This is a genomic window from Azospirillum halopraeferens DSM 3675 (assembly GCF_000429625.1).
GTDB lineage: Bacteria > Pseudomonadota > Alphaproteobacteria > Azospirillales > Azospirillaceae > Azospirillum > Azospirillum halopraeferens.
On record NZ_KE386931.1, the window covers coordinates 24,458 to 39,298 of the forward strand.

The 14,841-nt window shown below is 64.6% G+C and carries 8 protein-coding genes and 3 pseudogenes; 2 read left to right on the forward strand and 9 right to left on the reverse strand.

Annotation, left to right across the window (positions count from 1 at the left end):
• Nucleotides 1-87: 87 nt before the first annotated feature.
• Nucleotides 88-916: pseudogene (locus G472_RS38505) on the forward strand (IS5 family transposase).
• Here the strand turns inward: G472_RS38505 and G472_RS0130040 are convergent.
• The 5 genes and pseudogenes from G472_RS0130040 to G472_RS36530 all read right to left on the reverse strand — a co-directional run.
• Complete coding sequence (locus G472_RS0130040; protein WP_029011358.1) at nucleotides 850-2,265, reverse strand: tyrosine-type recombinase/integrase; 1,416 nt, start codon at nucleotides 2,263-2,265, stop codon at nucleotides 850-852. The pseudogene G472_RS38505 and the gene G472_RS0130040 sit on opposite strands and share 67 nt — an antisense overlap.
• A gap of 238 nt (nucleotides 2,266-2,503) precedes the next feature.
• A pseudogene (locus G472_RS40865) lies at nucleotides 2,504-2,680 on the reverse strand (DUF6538 domain-containing protein); the annotation flags it as partial.
• A gap of 387 nt (nucleotides 2,681-3,067) precedes the next feature.
• Nucleotides 3,068-4,252 (reverse strand): hypothetical protein, encoded by a 1,185-nt coding sequence (locus G472_RS39315; protein ID WP_156927315.1) that lies wholly within the window; start codon nucleotides 4,250-4,252, stop codon nucleotides 3,068-3,070.
• Between the two features lie 130 nt (nucleotides 4,253-4,382).
• Nucleotides 4,383-5,978 carry a TIGR04141 family sporadically distributed protein gene (locus G472_RS0130050; protein WP_029011360.1) on the reverse strand — a complete coding sequence of 532 codons (1,596 nt, stop codon included), beginning with the start codon at nucleotides 5,976-5,978 and terminating at the stop codon, nucleotides 4,383-4,385.
• 223 nt (nucleotides 5,979-6,201) lie between these two features.
• Nucleotides 6,202-6,816: pseudogene (locus G472_RS36530) on the reverse strand (transposase); the annotation flags it as partial.
• A 236-nt stretch (nucleotides 6,817-7,052) separates the two neighbouring features.
• Here G472_RS36530 and G472_RS0130065 point away from each other — a divergent pair.
• Nucleotides 7,053-8,195, forward strand: coding sequence for a hypothetical protein (locus G472_RS0130065; protein ID WP_029011361.1), 1,143 nt, complete (start codon nucleotides 7,053-7,055; stop codon nucleotides 8,193-8,195).
• A gap of 83 nt (nucleotides 8,196-8,278) precedes the next feature.
• Here G472_RS0130065 and G472_RS0130070 read toward each other — a convergent pair whose 3' ends face one another.
• Genes G472_RS0130070 through G472_RS36540 form a run of 4 tightly spaced genes read right to left on the reverse strand, consistent with a single transcriptional unit; the run spans nucleotide 8,279 to nucleotide 14,841 of the window.
• Nucleotides 8,279-9,043 carry an HNH endonuclease gene (locus tag G472_RS0130070; RefSeq protein WP_029011362.1) on the reverse strand — a complete coding sequence of 255 codons (765 nt, stop codon included), beginning with the start codon at nucleotides 9,041-9,043 and terminating at the stop codon, nucleotides 8,279-8,281.
• Nucleotides 9,044-9,092: 49 nt separating this feature from the next.
• Nucleotides 9,093-9,602: a hypothetical protein gene (locus G472_RS0130075; RefSeq protein ID WP_029011363.1), complete on the reverse strand. Its 510-nt coding sequence runs from the start codon at nucleotides 9,600-9,602 to the stop codon at nucleotides 9,093-9,095.
• On the reverse strand, nucleotides 9,599-10,963 hold the full coding sequence (locus G472_RS37810) for an HD domain-containing protein (RefSeq protein ID WP_051341635.1): 1,365 nt from the start codon (nucleotides 10,961-10,963) through the stop codon (nucleotides 9,599-9,601). The genes G472_RS0130075 and G472_RS37810 overlap by 4 nt, the downstream gene beginning before the upstream one ends.
• A gap of 35 nt (nucleotides 10,964-10,998) precedes the next feature.
• A complete protein-coding gene (locus G472_RS36540; RefSeq protein ID WP_035694279.1) occupies nucleotides 10,999-14,841 on the reverse strand; it encodes an Eco57I restriction-modification methylase domain-containing protein in 3,843 nt (1,280 codons plus the stop codon).

Below are 14,841 nucleotides of genomic sequence, written 5' to 3' on the forward strand. Positions count from 1 at the left end.
GTCCCTCCCGCTAAGAACCTATTCCGATAGGGAGCATTCTGGATCTGATCTGTTGGACTTCCGGTGCATTCAGGACCGGAGGTTTCCATGGGCAAGTTGGTCCAGGACGACGGCCGGTGGTTGCCGGATGAGTTGTGGGAGCGCATGGAGCCCTTGCTGCCCGAGCGTCCGCCGCATCCACTGGGCTGCCATAATCCGCGCGTGCCGGACCGCGCGGCCATGGACGCCATCTTCTTCATCCTGCGGACCGGCAGCCAATGGCAAGCCTTGCGAGCGACCGGCATCTGTTCGCCCTCCTCGGCCTACCGCCGCTTTCGTGAGTGGGCCGAGGCCCGCGTCTTCGAAGAGTTCTGGCGCCAGGGCCTGCTGGCCTACGAGGACGTAACCGGCATCGACTGAAGTTGGCTGTCAGTGGACGGGGCGATGACCAAGGCGCCGCTGGGCGGGGGAAAAAGTTGGCCCCAATCCGACCGACCGGGGCAAGCTGGGCACCAAGCGGTCGCTGCTGACCGATGGCCACGGTCTCCCCCTCGGCCTCGCGGTCGCCGGCGCCAACGTGATCGACTTCAAGCTGCTGGAGCAAACGCTTGAAGCCACCGTCGTGCCGCGTCCCAGGCCGACAGCGGCACGGCCCCAGCATCTCTGCCTGGATAAGGGCTACGATTGCGATGGCCCGCGGCAGATCGCCTACGATTACGGCCTGACCGCCCACATCCGCCGCCGCGGCGGGGACCGATCCGCCACGTCTGCCCATCCCGCCAAACCACGGCGTTGGGTGGTCGAGCGTGCGCATTCCTGGCTGAACCGCTATCGCCGCATCCTGGTCCGCTGGGAGAAGCTCGCCATCACCTACGAGGCTATGCTCCACATCGTCTGCCCCGTCACCGTCCGGGAGTTCGTCTGCCTACTGGAATAGGTTCTAAGGGTCCCTCTCCCTACGACCGTATCCAGTGATGCGATCCAATTACATGTTGGGAGATGCGCGATCAGCGCCGCTGCTCGAAGCGGATCACCGTGCCGTTGTCCTCTGTCTCGGCGCGGGCGGCCAGGCGGCCGTCGGCGCCGACGGTGACCCCGTAGTCGATGGTGTCGATCGCCTCCTTCAGCTTGGCAAGTGTGGCGCCCTTGTAATAGCGGCTCGTAGCGGCTCGTCGTTTCGCCGCCGCTCATGCGCTGGTGGCCGAGCAGTTCGGCGATCCGCACGGAGGCCACGTCCTCGTTGTGCAGCATGGTATCGATGGTGTGGCGCAAGGAGTGGTTGACCCGGCCGTCCTCGTGCTGGTCGAGGGCGCGCAGATACGCTGAAATCTTCTTGTAGAACTTCCGGCCGAAACGCTGGCGGACCCCGATCGCGACGCTTTCCGTCAACTGCTTGGAGCGGCTGGCCTGCGTGGGCTGGAAGGTCGGAAACAGTGCCAGCACGCCCTCGCGGCGCAACCGTTCGACATGCTGCAGGAAACCGGCCTCCGGAAGCAGCCGGTGCACCGGCACCAGGCGCTCGGCATTGTCGGTCTTGAGCTGCTGGACGGCGCTCTCGTCCTCGGCGATGCGCAGGCACCAGATGCCGTGCACCAGGACGACGTCGCGGACCATCAACTGGCAGGCCTCCTTCAGGCGCAAGGGGTGATGGGTGAGCACGAGCCAGGTCCAGTAGAAGTCATCCTGGACGAGCAGCGGGCCGGGTTTGGCGCGCTCGGCCAGCGACCGGCAGCCCGTCCAGGCCGGCGACAGCAGGACGGCGCGCACGGCTTCCGGCTCCCACGCCGCGCGCTCGTCGCGGGCCTTCTTGCCGATCAGGCTCTTGGCGTAGAACGCCCTGGTGACGGGGTTGTCGCCGGTGGTGTGGCCGGCCTCGCGGGCGTATTGGAAGAAGGCGCGCAAGGCGGTGAGGTGCTTGTTCGCCGCCTTCATCGACAGCCGCGGCACCAGGGCCTCGCGGATGGCATGCATGCGGTTGGCCTGGGGGATCTCGCCGCGGGCTATGCGCGCGTCGACGCGCTGCTCGGCGCTCTCGTCGATGCTGTCCGCAAGGGCGATGGCGTCCCGCAGCGGCTTGCCCTTGAACTCACGGAACTGGCCGTATTTGGCAGGCAGCCGGCGCACGCCGTCGCGGAAGGCAAGAACCCGGTCCGGGCGCACGCTGTCGACCGGCCAGTCGCCGGCGAGCTCGATGAACAGGCCGACCGACTGCCGGTAATCGACGATGGTTTCCGGGTGGACCTTGCCGGTCAGATGGCGCAGGAAACCGTCGAGCAGCGCGCTCATGCGCGGGCTCGCCGAAGCCGGCGGTGCATCGTCGCGGGGACCCGACGGCGGCGCGCCGGCGGGCGGCTCGGGCCGCGGCGGCGGCGGCGCGCGCCGCCTCGGGGCTGCGCGGTCCGGCCAGCGCGCGGGCGGCCTCGGTCTCGTCGAGCACGCGCTGGAGCGCGGCGCGCACGATGCCGTTGACCTCCTCCAGCGAGAGCGTGAGCCCGCCCGCCATCACGGTTCCGAGAGCCTCCACCACCGCGTCGAACGCGACGTCCAGGCGGCGCGCCCGTCGCGCCGCCTCGGGCAGGAGATGGCATCGCGTGGACAAACGGTAGTCCGAAGTTCGCCGAAGTTCGGCGAAACCTTTCGGCAGGGTGCGGCGCCAGACGTAGGTGGCGCCGCGGCGGGCGAGGTGGGTGAGGACAGCCATGCCGGTCTCCGGGCCGGGCGGGGCGCGGCGGGACCGTTGGCACAGGGGATTGGCACACGCGGTTGGCCGGGCCACGCCGATGACGGGGCGGCGTGCCGATCGCGGGGCGCAAAGCCTTGCTGGGAGCGGGATTCTCAGGAGAGATGGTTGGGGGACTAGGACCCACAACCAAATCGGGTAACGCTTTGATCTTGCTTGGTTCGCGTTTTGTGAGCGTCAATATATGGTCGATTTGGGCTACAGGCAAGGGCGACCGGAATGGGCCTACGGTTATAGGAGCCGAACCGACACGGTGCGGCACTCTGACTCGTGCCGAATAGCCTCCGAGAAAGCCGGCGTGGTTCAGTCACGCTGGTCGCCGGCAAGCCTCCTGGACGAGATTGACAATCAGGCAATGGAGATGCTTTCGGTACCGTCGATGTACTCGGCATTGCACAGCAGCGTTCCGTCGCGGCCATAGAAGACTTCGCCGCGCTGCCTTGCCTCGTCCTCCGACATGTGTTGGAATTTAGACGCCACGTCTGGCAGATCCGGTTTTGTGTCGTCGCTTAAAGCAGACTCCAGCACGCCAGCATCGATCCCGAAGAACATAAAGTTCCGACGAAGATACGACGGCATGCTCCTAACGTCTGAGATCACGGTGTCGATGTCTTCTCCGATCACGCCGTGCATGCCAATCACTACTCCGATGAACCTGCGGTCATCCATCCCTTTGCGCTGGACAATAGCTGCTTTGTAGGAGCCAAGGTCGGGCTTGGTCCGGAAAATCATGGGATGGCGCGTCCGGCGTTCCAGATGCGACGCCAGTTCTGAAAGGCGCAAACTGGACGCAATGCGAGCGAGGTGCCTTCGCGAGGTCTCGAACAGAGCATCGTCCATCTCCTCCTCGCTGAATTCCTTGGCAGGCCGATCGGGATCGGCCACGTAAAAAACAGCGTCGTCAACGTTGTGCCGCTCTGAGGCCCAGCGGCTCATGATTGCCCAACGCTTTACGTGCTTTTCTTCCTTGCGCGCGCGCGCCACATGGTAAACGGCCGCCCTGTCGAGTTGCTCTTGCGCCTTGACGATTGGACCAGGGTTCGTGCCAACAATACCGTGTGCGTACGATCCCTTAGCTTCTGCTAGCGCAGCTTCCCCCGGCTTCATACAGAACCAATCTGGCATGTCACCGAGTGGGGTCGTTCGTTCAACGGTCAAGTTGTAGGTAATTTGGCTCGCCGCCCCATCGACCGGGGCGAACCATGTGTAGCCCATGTGCCGCTCAAGAAACGCGCGTGCAAAGAAGCGACCGAACAAATTTGAGAGCCCGCGGCGGACTTCGCGCCCTTTGCCAAAACCACCGTCGCGCCACCGAAGCTCGCGAGAGCGGGCAACAAGAAGCTCACTGAAAAGAAGGAAGATCGGATTGAGCCGACCCTGGAGATCCGTCATTTCGTGTAGAGCTGCAAGCCCTACTTGGTACATATCAAAAGTAATCTGCGGCGGTGGAACAAAACCGCCTGGCCCCGGTACCCTCAGCGAGGTTGGGCAACAGGCAGGAGGGTCGATGACGAAGCGGGCTTCTCTGAACATTATGTTCCGCTTTCTCTTGACCTGAAATCACGAGTCAGAACCGGGCATTGGCGCTGGCAGGTCTGGCGCCGGCCCCTCTTGGGTCAATGCCTGAGGGATGGCGTACCGGCCGGCTCGACCCAACGCGCGGCTACGCCGCCATCGCTGCGGGACGATCAACGGCAAGGATCTTGCGTATGGCGACGCTGACGCCCATGCGCCGGAGCCGTTCGGCTGCGTTGACGACGCTTTGCTTGCTGAAAAACGGAAGTGCCGTCTTGATGGGGTCCGCTGATTTTGTGATTATCGCGTAGACGACGCGTACGTCACCACCCGACAAGGCCTTGTCGAGCACCGCCTTGTGTGAGGCGGGGAGGTGGGAAACCGCTTGCTGGCGTAGTGCTGGATCAAAAAGCAGAGCGTCCGCGCTGTTGACGCCTTGGGCGAACAGATGGCTGAGGGAGCCGGATGCCAGCTTCCTTTTGACGTGGATCAGATCGCCGGTGAGGCTCAGGAGATCACACACCTCAATGGGATCACCGCTAATACGTACGAGCTTCTGATCCATAAGGGCGAGGTCAGCGTTTGGCGCGCTCGCGGCGCGGGCGTTGTAATCTCCTTCACGCTCATCGATATACGACACCGGAAGAGGCAGCGCGGCGTCCTCTTCCAACGCGGCCAACCGGCGCTCAATGTCATCCACATACCCATCGGCGACTTCGAACCACTCACCAAAACTCAAAACGTAGGTTCTGTTGGCCTCTTTTGTTTCAAATACCACGGACGAGTAGACGCTGAAAGAGTCTGCTGCCGAATCTTCGTCGTAGTAGGCGCGAATTTTTTGTCCTTTGAGAGCGTCGAGCGTCCAGTCCTGGTCAGCCGGCCGGCTGCTGATGTAGTCGGTGATGTCCAGGTCAATGTGGAGGTTCTTCGTTTTCCGCTCGGCGGGATAGCGGAAGCCGAGCACTTTCTCGTAATCGATCAAGCGGGGCGGGGCGAGGTGCAGCTTGTCGAACGCACGGGTCTTGATCGCCTTGATGAGACGCTCGTCGAGGGCGCGTACCTGCGCCGTGTCCCTCACCTGCGCCAAGTGGTCAACCCAAGCGAAGTGCTGGCGGTACGTGTCTATCCCATAGCGACGCAGCGCTTCGGCGCACTTGCCGGGAATACCGGCGAAGTCGACTTTAGCCTGCACGACAAGCGCATCGCGGCCCGTAAGCCGCATCGCGAACGTCTTGTCCGAGACTTCCCCTGTTACGGCGCGCATCACATCTCGCTGCACGTCCAAGCCAAATGTGTCTTGTGAGGTGGCGCGGCTGGCTTGAGCAACCGTGATGGTCGTGATGTCGTCGAATTGCTGCAGATCGACGCTGCGAATCCTCTCGGGGATCACCGAGTTCAACGCGACCTTGAGGCCGAAGCGCCGTTCGACGATATCGTCGCGCAGAAAGGTGTTGCCGTATCCAAAGCAAACCGCAAACAGGCGACCGGCTGACTCGACCATTAGTACCGCGGCCGCGCTCGCCGAAGTTAGGTGGGATAGGTCGCCATCAGCGCCCTCCTCCAGAAAAGAGCGCCACTTCGGGCGGCCAATGGAAGATCGGCGCGTGTAGATGGTGCCAATGACACCGCTTTCAGCCTTCAGCCTTACCGGCTGCAGCTCGCGTGGGCTCCTGAATGCATCGTCGTAGGTTTGGGCGTGCGCTTTGATCAGGTATATCGCGAGCTTGTGGGTCCGTTCCGGCATGCATCATCTCGATGAGAAAGGCCGAATTCAGGCGAATTTTACGCGACCTTAGTGATACATGCAAGTGCTTTAGTTGGTTTTAAGCTGGGGCAAATACATAACGTAGTATGTTTCGCGTGGATTCACGCACACTTTACGATAACATCCGTTGGGAAAATTGTCGTTAAAGGGCTTTGGTGCGCAAGTCAGCGTGACGATGGAATTCGCTTTGGGGCAGCGGTAATCAGGCGACCTTGCGAGTGACAGGCATGCCCATGCTGGTGGTGGCATTCATGACCTTGCAGCGGACCACCGCAGTGGTGCGGGGCGGGATGTTCGATTCGGCGTCCGGTGCGCGCTCGGCAATGGAACGATAGACAGGCTCGCCATCGTACGCGCCGTCGGCAAGGACCGCGCCGACCGGGCGCTCGATGCGGTCGGGCAGTGGGCCGACCGGGGAGGCGTCCCCCTCCTCGTTGCCCGTCAGCACCGAGGCGAGGATCTCGCCGATATCGGGGCAGACGGCCAGGTGCAGCTTGCGCCAGCATCGGCGAGCCGTGCCGCCATGCTTCTCCAGGTGCCATTCGCCCTTGCCGAACACTTTCAGCCCGGTGGAATCAATGACCGCGGTGACCGGCCCGTCCGGCGTCGGCATGGCCGACGCCGCTTCCTGGTCGCCACTGCGCCGAGAGAACGTAGTGGGATCGGGCTCTGCCTTCACCTTGGCGCGAGCCTCCAGCACCTCCCGCGGCAGCTTCGCTGCGGGACTGCCCTGTATCCAGGATCCGGTCGCCCAGCGGGTCCGAGACGTCGCGGAACAGCGCCCGCTTCGGCGGCTTCCCGGCCGTGACCTTCGCCCAATGCCCCCGGCCGGGAGCCGGAATGCGGTGCTTCTCACAGATCTTGCGAAGAGCGGCGTCGGAGATGCCCGGCTCGGCGGCGACCTTGGTCATCGGCCGGGTCAGGTGAATGGACATGGGGATCGTTTCGCGACATGGTTTCTTGCACACTCGGTTCCGGGGAGCGCGGCGGGCCCCGTCCGGCGTCTCTGTATCGCCGGACGGCCGCGTGTCCCGATCTCCTGTGGATTCCGGCATGAGCGCGTATCAATACTACGAGTTCCAGGCGGTGGACCGGCCGCTGATCGCCGAGGACCAGGCGGCGCTGCGCGCCATCTCCACGCGGGCGAGGATCACCGCCGCCAGCTTCACCAACCATTACGAATGGGGCGATCTGAAAGCGGACCCCGCCGAGATGATGGGGCGCTGGTTCGACCTCCACGTCTCCATGGCCCACTGGTACACCCGGTCCTTCATGGTCCGGCTGCCGCGGCGTCTGTTCGATGCCGAACGGATTCGCCCCTATGCCTGTGACGGGACGCTCCGGGCCGAGCGAAAGGGCGACGGCCTCGTGCTGGCGTTCACCGCGGACGAACTGGAGATCGACGGCGCCGACGACGGTTCGGGATGGATGGCGGCCCTGGCCCCGCTGCGCGCCCAACTGCTGGAGGGCGACCTGCGCTGCCTCTATCTCGGGTGGTTGCTCGCCGTGCAGCGCGGCGAGGTGGGGGAGGACGATGCCGAAGCGCCCCGGCCCCCGGGTCTGTCACGGCTCGACGGCGCCTTGCGCGCCTTCGTCGAATACGTCCGGTTGGATCAGGATCTGCTCGCCGTGGCAGCGGAGGGCGATGAGCAGACCACCGATCCGCTCACCGACGAGGCGCTCGGCGCGTTCATCCAGGCGCTCCCCGTTGCTGAGAAGGACGCGCTTCTGACGCGGCTGGCACGTGGCGACGGCGCGACGCTGCCCGGTGAACTGCGCCGCTGCTGCCGGGAGGCGCCGGGCGGCGCATCCGGTCCGGCACTGCCTGCACGCCGTGTCGGCGACCTGCTGTCCGCGGCGGAAGCCCGTGCCGAGGAGCGGCGGAGGCGCGAGGCCGAACGCGCCGCTGCCGAGCGGGCGCGCCGGGAGCGCGCCGAGGCGGAGGCCCGGCTGCGCCGCCTCGATGTCCTGGCGGCGCGGGTCGATGCCGCCTGGCTGGAGGTGGAGGACCGGATCGAGGCCAAACGCGCCGCCGAATACGAACAAGCCGTAAACCTCCTGCTGGACCTCAAGGCGCTCGCCGAGCGCGATGGCCGGGACGAGGACTTCCGCCCTCGCATGGCGCGGCTGCGGGCCCGGCATTCTCGCAAGGGGACCCTGATCGACCGGCTCGACCGCGCCGGCCTGCCTGGGTAGGAGGGCGTGGGACAGGAGGCTGCGAGCAGCGACGGCCGATTGCGGAGGCTCCCCGGTCAGGGGTGCCGACCTGCCGCGACGCGTCAAGCCGGCTTGGCAGCCTCGAACCGATGGGTGCGATGCCACGCCAGTCGCATCCTGTGCTTGTCCGTCAGCGGAATGGGCTGCTGCCAGCGGAGTTCGCCCCTGGCCGCGGTGCCCAGGCCGGGCGAGAGAACCGGGCGCCCGGCATCGTCGAAGGTCGCGAGTCCGCGGTCGAAGGCGGCGTCCCACAGCGCCGACAGCAGCAGGCCGTTGTGGACGTTCAGCCGTTCGGCATCGTCCGGGCAGTCCTTCCACGGGACGATGTGGGAGGCGCGCAGCAGGGCCGGATCGGTGATGCCGGTCAAGGGACAGCGCGCCTGCCAGTACGTCATCAGCCGGTCGCGGAAGATGTCCTGGCCGACGCGCTGGACGACGAGGCGCTCGGCCTCGGTGGTCCTCGGCAGGTCCTTTACGGCGTCCCGGAACGCCTCGAGCGGGCCGTCGGGCAGGGCGACGGCCAGGGCATAGACCTTGGGCAGCACCTCGTAGAGGGCGCTCAACGTGGTGAACGCGTAGCGCGCGTCGCCGGGGCCGGGCATCTCGGCGTGCGGATGCGCCAATTCCTCGACCACGCCGGCGTGGTCGATGGCGAGGAACCATGGTCCCGTCGGCCCGGCGGCGGCCAGCGCGATCGTTCCCTTCGCCGTGGTGGAGGCGTAATGCGCCCAGCCGTCCTTATCGTCCAGGCGTCGGCGGTAGCCGTTCTGCCAAGTTGCCTTCCTGCACTCCTCGGAAACGATAAAAGACTGGGGAGATTCGATCATGTCGAATATTTCCCCAGCGCTTGTTATTCAAATCCACTTTTCCGGAATATCAGGCGGTACGCTCCGCTGGCGGCAGGCCTATATTGGCCAGAAGCTTCTTTGCCTCATCCAGGCGGCCCCCTTCCGTCTTGGATCCTTTACGACGGCGGATCTCATTTTCCCAATCCTCGATTCGCTCAGCCGTGGCAAGCCAATGCGCGGTCGCAGCAAGTTCAAGGACCGTAACATTGGTGGCCGCCAAGGTGGGGATGAGATCCTTGGCCTTCTTGGCCAGACTCGCTTCACCGCATTCCTTCAGTTCGAAGATGCTGTAGCGGGCGCCATCGGAGTGGCGATAGCCGACACTCTCCTTCACCTTTCCGAACGCCTCGGCATCCAGGACTGCGTTGTCGAGGTCCCGCGAATAGGGGCCGTAGTGATGATAGGAGTACTCGAACCCGCTTGGCTCCGCTACCTGATCAATCAGGTAGGCAATCTTCTGGAGCCGCACCCGGCTGACCAGTCGCCCGCCGGCAGCCTCTACGATCGCTGCAACTCGATCTTCTGGCTTGTCCGTCATGATGCCTTCCCCCCACCTTTGCGAGCTACGTCCCGCTCCTCCTCATCGGCGAAAAAGACGCGCGTAAAATCCTTCTTCTGCTCAAGCGCGCCGACAAGTGCGGACAATCGGCTGATCTCAGCCGGTTTCGCAGCATCCAGGATGTGCAGGCGTTTGTGCATTCTGTCCTCATCCCCACCGATCTCGGCGTAGATACCGATCTGCGCCCCATCCACGATAACGGTACCGTTTTCAATCTGTTCCCTGAAGCGCGCCGTGATGCGACGCAACTGCTGGCGTTGGATTCCTTTATCAGACCCAAAATCTGCGATGTCGAGCGTTTTGTACAGCCTGCGCTCCTTTAGCCGTGCCGCCATCTCGGAGACGCTTGGGTTCGATGCCTTCGACATTGCGTCGAGCGAGCCATGGATCAGCGCGTCGTCAAGCGCCAGATAGTTGGTGACGATTTCGCCATCCGGGCCGAAGAACCGAATCAGAGGGTGATCCGGCAGCAAGCCTGAAGATGCCACCGCATTATTATCCCCGACGGCGCAGTCTGCCACCGCGCGAAGCAACTTGCCGATCATCTTCTCCACACAGCGGGTTGTCTTGTGGAAATAGACCTGCTCATGCAGCGTGTACCGCGCCAGCAGGAACTGCTCCGCCGCCGGCAGTGCCTTGGCCGTAAGGCAGAAGGTCGGCACCCGGCGCGGCTCGTCCCCGTCCTCGTCCGGGACGTCCAGCTCAATCTCTGCGACCCGCACGTTGTCGATCAGCCAGTCGAAATCCACGGCACCGGCCCCCGTTCCGGTCATCAACCGGTCGCGGCGCAGATAGTCCAGCCGGTCAGCGTCGAAGGAGCTGGACACGATGGCGTGGTAGATGTCCTCCGGGTCTTCCTTCTCCAGAAGGGCTGCGACCTCCCCGGTGAAGCCGGGCCGGTGGCCTTCCAGCAGCGGATGGATACGCCCGTCCGGGTTGCGGATGATGTCGGCCGTCCACCGCTCATGCCGCCGCTTGACCCCGCGGGAGGCCTGGACGCCCTCAAAGGTGTGGCTGAACGGGCCATGCCCGAGGTCGTGCAGCAGGGCGGCGATCAGCGCCACCTCCGCCTTGGGGCTTTCGAACTCCTTTCCCAGCCGCTTCATCTCCCGGCGCACGACGCCCACCAGCGTGCGCGCGGTGTGGAACACGCCGATGGAGTGGGCGAAGCGGGTATGGACGGCGCCGGGAAAGGTGAACTCCGACACGCCGAGCTGCCGGATGCGGCGCAGGCGCTGGAATTCCGGCGTGTCGATCAGTCGCCAAGCCAGAGCGTCGATCGGGTCGGTCTCGTCGAAGACGATGAGACCATGCACCGGATCACGAAGCCTCTTTCCCATCGCCCCATCCTGAACGGTTGTGCCGATGGAAACTATCACACGGACACGGTTTCGAGGAGACCAAGGTTGGCAAAGCTGCCGTCCGCCTCCATCCGGTCCCAGGCGGCGAGGACGAGGCGGCGGGTGCGGTATTCGCCGAACTGGCGGGTTTCCCGCTCCTTCAGTACCCGGAAGGTTTCGGAGGGGTAGTCGGGCCCCTTCACGTCGGCGGGGTCGAGGATGTAGCGCAGTTCGTCCCGGTCCAGGCCATAGGCTCGGGCGTAGAAGGCGTCGAGATCGGCGCGCAACAGAGCGCGCCGCTCCTCATCCCAGCGGAAGGGTGGGCCGTCATAGCCGAGATCGCGGGCGAAGGGAGCGAGGCTGTGGGAGGTGTAGGTGAGTTCCAGGACCTTGGGGATGACGAAGGACAGGCGGGATTCGGTGTAGAAGGTGGGTGGGAGGATGGGGAATTGGGCGATGACGTTCTTGCGAATGTGGGTTCCACCCACTTTGGATTGCGCTGCATAGTCAAGACTGAGCGAGTTAAGGTTGCCAAGCAATGCTCCGGCAATTTTGCATTCTGCAATGCCAGGGAGAAGAAGAGATAAAGTGTCATCTGTGGCGCATACAGGAAACGCAGCAGCAATAACTGTCCTTTCATCAACCGATCGAGCGATATCGCGCCAACCAATCAGCCAGTTTTTCCGCCATCCTTTGCTGGAGAGGCGGCGGATAACCTCTTCTTTTGGCGCAAAGCGGCCATCTCCAAACCATTCGTTGTCTGAACTCTTTGCTTCGGAATCAATCCCAAACCTGTGATCAAAAATAGATATATCGCCGCCGCGAAATACCGGTAGCATACTATCCGCTGGTCCGCAGCCAAAATACTTTTCAAATATTTCCGAATCGATGCGGTTCGAACCGGAAAAGAAATTCTGAATGACGATTGGGCTGAACGCGGAAATTTCATTTCGGCCATTCATTTCTATAAAAATTCCGCTGTTTTTATAAATCTTCGCCGTCAGTTCCGCATCGGCGCGAGAGCGGAAGACCGGGGCCGTGCGGGTGTTGGGATTCAACCGGGCGATGGCGTCGGGCGTTAGGGTAAAATTGCGCTCCGGGTCGGCGAGTTGGGCCACCTTTCGAAGAAAGAAGCAAAACTCCGGGGACCTATTTGGCTCATTTGAAAGTACAAGTATTGCAAACTTGAACGCATGATGAACTGCAGGGAAAATATTCTCTTCGTTCTCAAACGCAGTCAGATGAACCAACGCTTCGCGCCTGATCAGCCCTGCAAAGAAAGGCGCGGCCGTCACGTCGGTCGCGATCCCTGTCGGGACGATCACTCCAGCGCGCCCCGTTGGCCCGATAAGATTTGCAAACACTTCCGCGAATAAGGCATAGGTATTGATCTTTCCTCTACCCGTCAGTTCAAATCGGCCGGACTCACGGGCAAACTCATTGCTCGCGTCAAAAACGCGTTGGGCAATAACGAAGTCCTGGAATACCGCTGGATCATCGTGCTCCAGTGCTTCAATCGCTCTCGTGCGCGCAGCGCCAGCAAGAGCAGCAATCTCGGGCTTCCTCGTTGCAAAGTACTCCTTGCCGGAAAGCTGCATCACTTCCCACGGCGGGTTGCCGACCACCACGTCGAAGCCGCCGCGCTCCATGATGTCGGGAAACTCCAGCGGCCAGTGGAAGGCGTGGGCAGCCTCGGCCAGTTGGTCCACGCGGGCGACCAGCGGGCCGTAGAGGCTGTGCCCGGCCATGGCCTCCCACACGTGGGTCGTCGTCGGGATCGTAACCATGTTGCGGTTGGCGGGTACGCCGCCCACCTTCGGCGCCAGGAAGGCCGCGACATAGGCGTCGCATGCGATCTTCCAACGGTACCAGTCGGGACGGCGACGCGATTCGCGAAAGCGGGCGTCCTTGGCCTGAATCTCCGCCAGGGTGGTTTCCGGCAGATGGCGCAGGTCCGCCCCCAGGTCGGCCAGTTGCCGCGCTGCCGGCAGCGAGCCGCCGCCGCGCGCGAAGTCCAGGCTGCCCTGGCCGGATTTCTCGCTCCTGTTGCGCTTGGCGAAGTGCTTGGCGGTCTCCTTGTCGTCGCCGGACAGCGGCTTGTAGGCGGCGTCCGGGATGCCCTGCTCCAGGGCCTTCAGGTCGAACACGCCCAGCAGCGAATCGCCGCAGCGGATCTGCGCGTCGAAGAAGCCCAGCGGCAGGCCGGGGTCGACCGTCTCGATCCACAGCGCCACCTTGGTCAGCTCCACCGCCATGGGGTTCTTGTCCACCCCATGCAGGCAGCAGCGGGCGACGTCGCGCAATGCGTGGCGGAAATCCTCCAGGGAGGGCGTGCCCTCGGCGCGGATGCGCGCCACGCGGGTGGCGATGCGGCGGGCGGCGGCCAATAGGAAATGGCCGGAGCCGCAGGCCGGGTCGATGACGGTGAGGGCGAGCAGGGTGGCCGCCTTGTCGTCGGACTCCGCCTCCGCCCGGTCGAGCACCGGGTCGAGGGCGGTGTCGAGCAGCGCCTGCACCAGACTGTCCGGCGTGTAGTAGGAGCCGGTGGTCTTGCGCTGGTTGCCCCTCCGCTCCGCCGCGTCGGAGGCGAAGGCGAGCGCGCGGCCGTCGCCGGCCAACTGCGGCTGAAGCTCCAGCAGGGATTCGTAGACCGACCCCAGCTCCTCCGTCTCCATGGCGCGCCAGTTGACGGGGACCATGGCGGTCCCGTCGGTCAGCCAGGACAGGCGGTACACCGCCTCCATGAAGGCGCGGTTGGGCAGGACGGCGGTTTCCAGGTGCGGCAGCCGGTCGGGGGCGAACAGCCCGCCCAATGCCGGCAAACCCAACGCCGGCTCGCCGCGGGCCAGCGCGCGGAACACCACCTTCAGACCTTCGTAGCGGTCGTGGTGGCGGTCCCACGAGGCGCGGCGCACGCACTGCGCCCGCAGCGCCGTCAGGCTGTAGCCCTCGGTGTAGAGCCGGCGTGCGTCGGCGGCGGCGTCCTTCGGGTGCAGCAGGGTGCGGTCCTCCGCCACCATCAGGAAGATCAGGCGGTAGACGAGGCGCAGAAGCTCGTTGAACCAGCCGGTCAGCGGGATCTCCCCCGACGCCAGCCGGGCCGCCAGATCGGGGTTCGCCGCGAGGAAGCCGGACCCCAGCAGGCGCAGGGCGTCCTCCACCTGACCGGCCAGACGGTCGCGCGCCGCCTCTCCTTCGCGGGACCCGGCGTCGCGCCAGCGCTCCAGGGCGCAGTCGGCGGCGGTGGCGCCCGCCCGGCCGAAGCGCGAGCGGTGGATCAGCAGCCACAGCGCCGTGAAGGACGCCGCGTCCTCGGTGGTGAAGATCTGCGCCAGATCGGCCTCGATGTAGGCCGGGCGGGTCAGCGAGGCGTTGTCGCGCATCAGGCGCAGGCGGGTCCCGTTGGTGACCAGACCCCACAGCGTGCCGTCGCTGTCGTTCAGGTGGTCCTGAAGGGCGAAGGCGGGAGACCGGGCGCGGTCGGTCGACAGGGTCGGGCTGCGCCGGTCCAGCGCCTCGGCCGGCGGCACGACGACCACCGGCACCCGTCCGCCGGCGATGAGGGACGCCGCACCGTCGGCCGGCGCCAGATCGTCGAATCCGAAGGTTTCCTTTAGAAAGTCGCGCACGAAACGCCGGGTCGCCTCGATGGACGGCGCGGCTGCCTTGGCGAAGGCGTCGAAATGGGACTGGCCGACGCGGAAGGAGGTGGAGATCTCCTCCCGCACGGTCAGCCCCTTGCGGATGCCGTAGCTCTCCTCGGCCTGTTCCGGCGCCTCCCGCCGGTCGATCTTGGCGACCATGGCCGGCGCGATCAGGTTGCCCTCCAGCGTCAGGGAGGGCCAGGCGGACATGTCGGTGACGGGCTTGCGCGGCAT

Coding starts and splice junctions, on each gene's coding strand:
- G472_RS0130040 (WP_029011358.1), bottom strand. CDS start 2,265: ATGAGCGCGCTGCTCGACGGTTTCCTGCGCCATCTGACCGGCAAGGTC.
- G472_RS39315 (WP_156927315.1), bottom strand. CDS start 4,252: ATGTTCAGAGAAGCCCGCTTCGTCATCGACCCTCCTGCCTGTTGCCCA.
- G472_RS0130050 (WP_029011360.1), bottom strand. CDS start 5,978: ATGCCGGAACGGACCCACAAGCTCGCGATATACCTGATCAAAGCGCAC.
- G472_RS0130065 (WP_029011361.1), top strand. CDS start 7,053: ATGAGCGCGTATCAATACTACGAGTTCCAGGCGGTGGACCGGCCGCTG.
- G472_RS0130070 (WP_029011362.1), bottom strand. CDS start 9,043: ATGATCGAATCTCCCCAGTCTTTTATCGTTTCCGAGGAGTGCAGGAAG.
- G472_RS0130075 (WP_029011363.1), bottom strand. CDS start 9,602: ATGACGGACAAGCCAGAAGATCGAGTTGCAGCGATCGTAGAGGCTGCC.
- G472_RS37810 (WP_051341635.1), bottom strand. CDS start 10,963: ATGGGAAAGAGGCTTCGTGATCCGGTGCATGGTCTCATCGTCTTCGAC.
- G472_RS36540 (WP_035694279.1), bottom strand. CDS start 14,841: ATGCCGCGCAAGCCCGTCACCGACATGTCCGCCTGGCCCTCCCTGACG.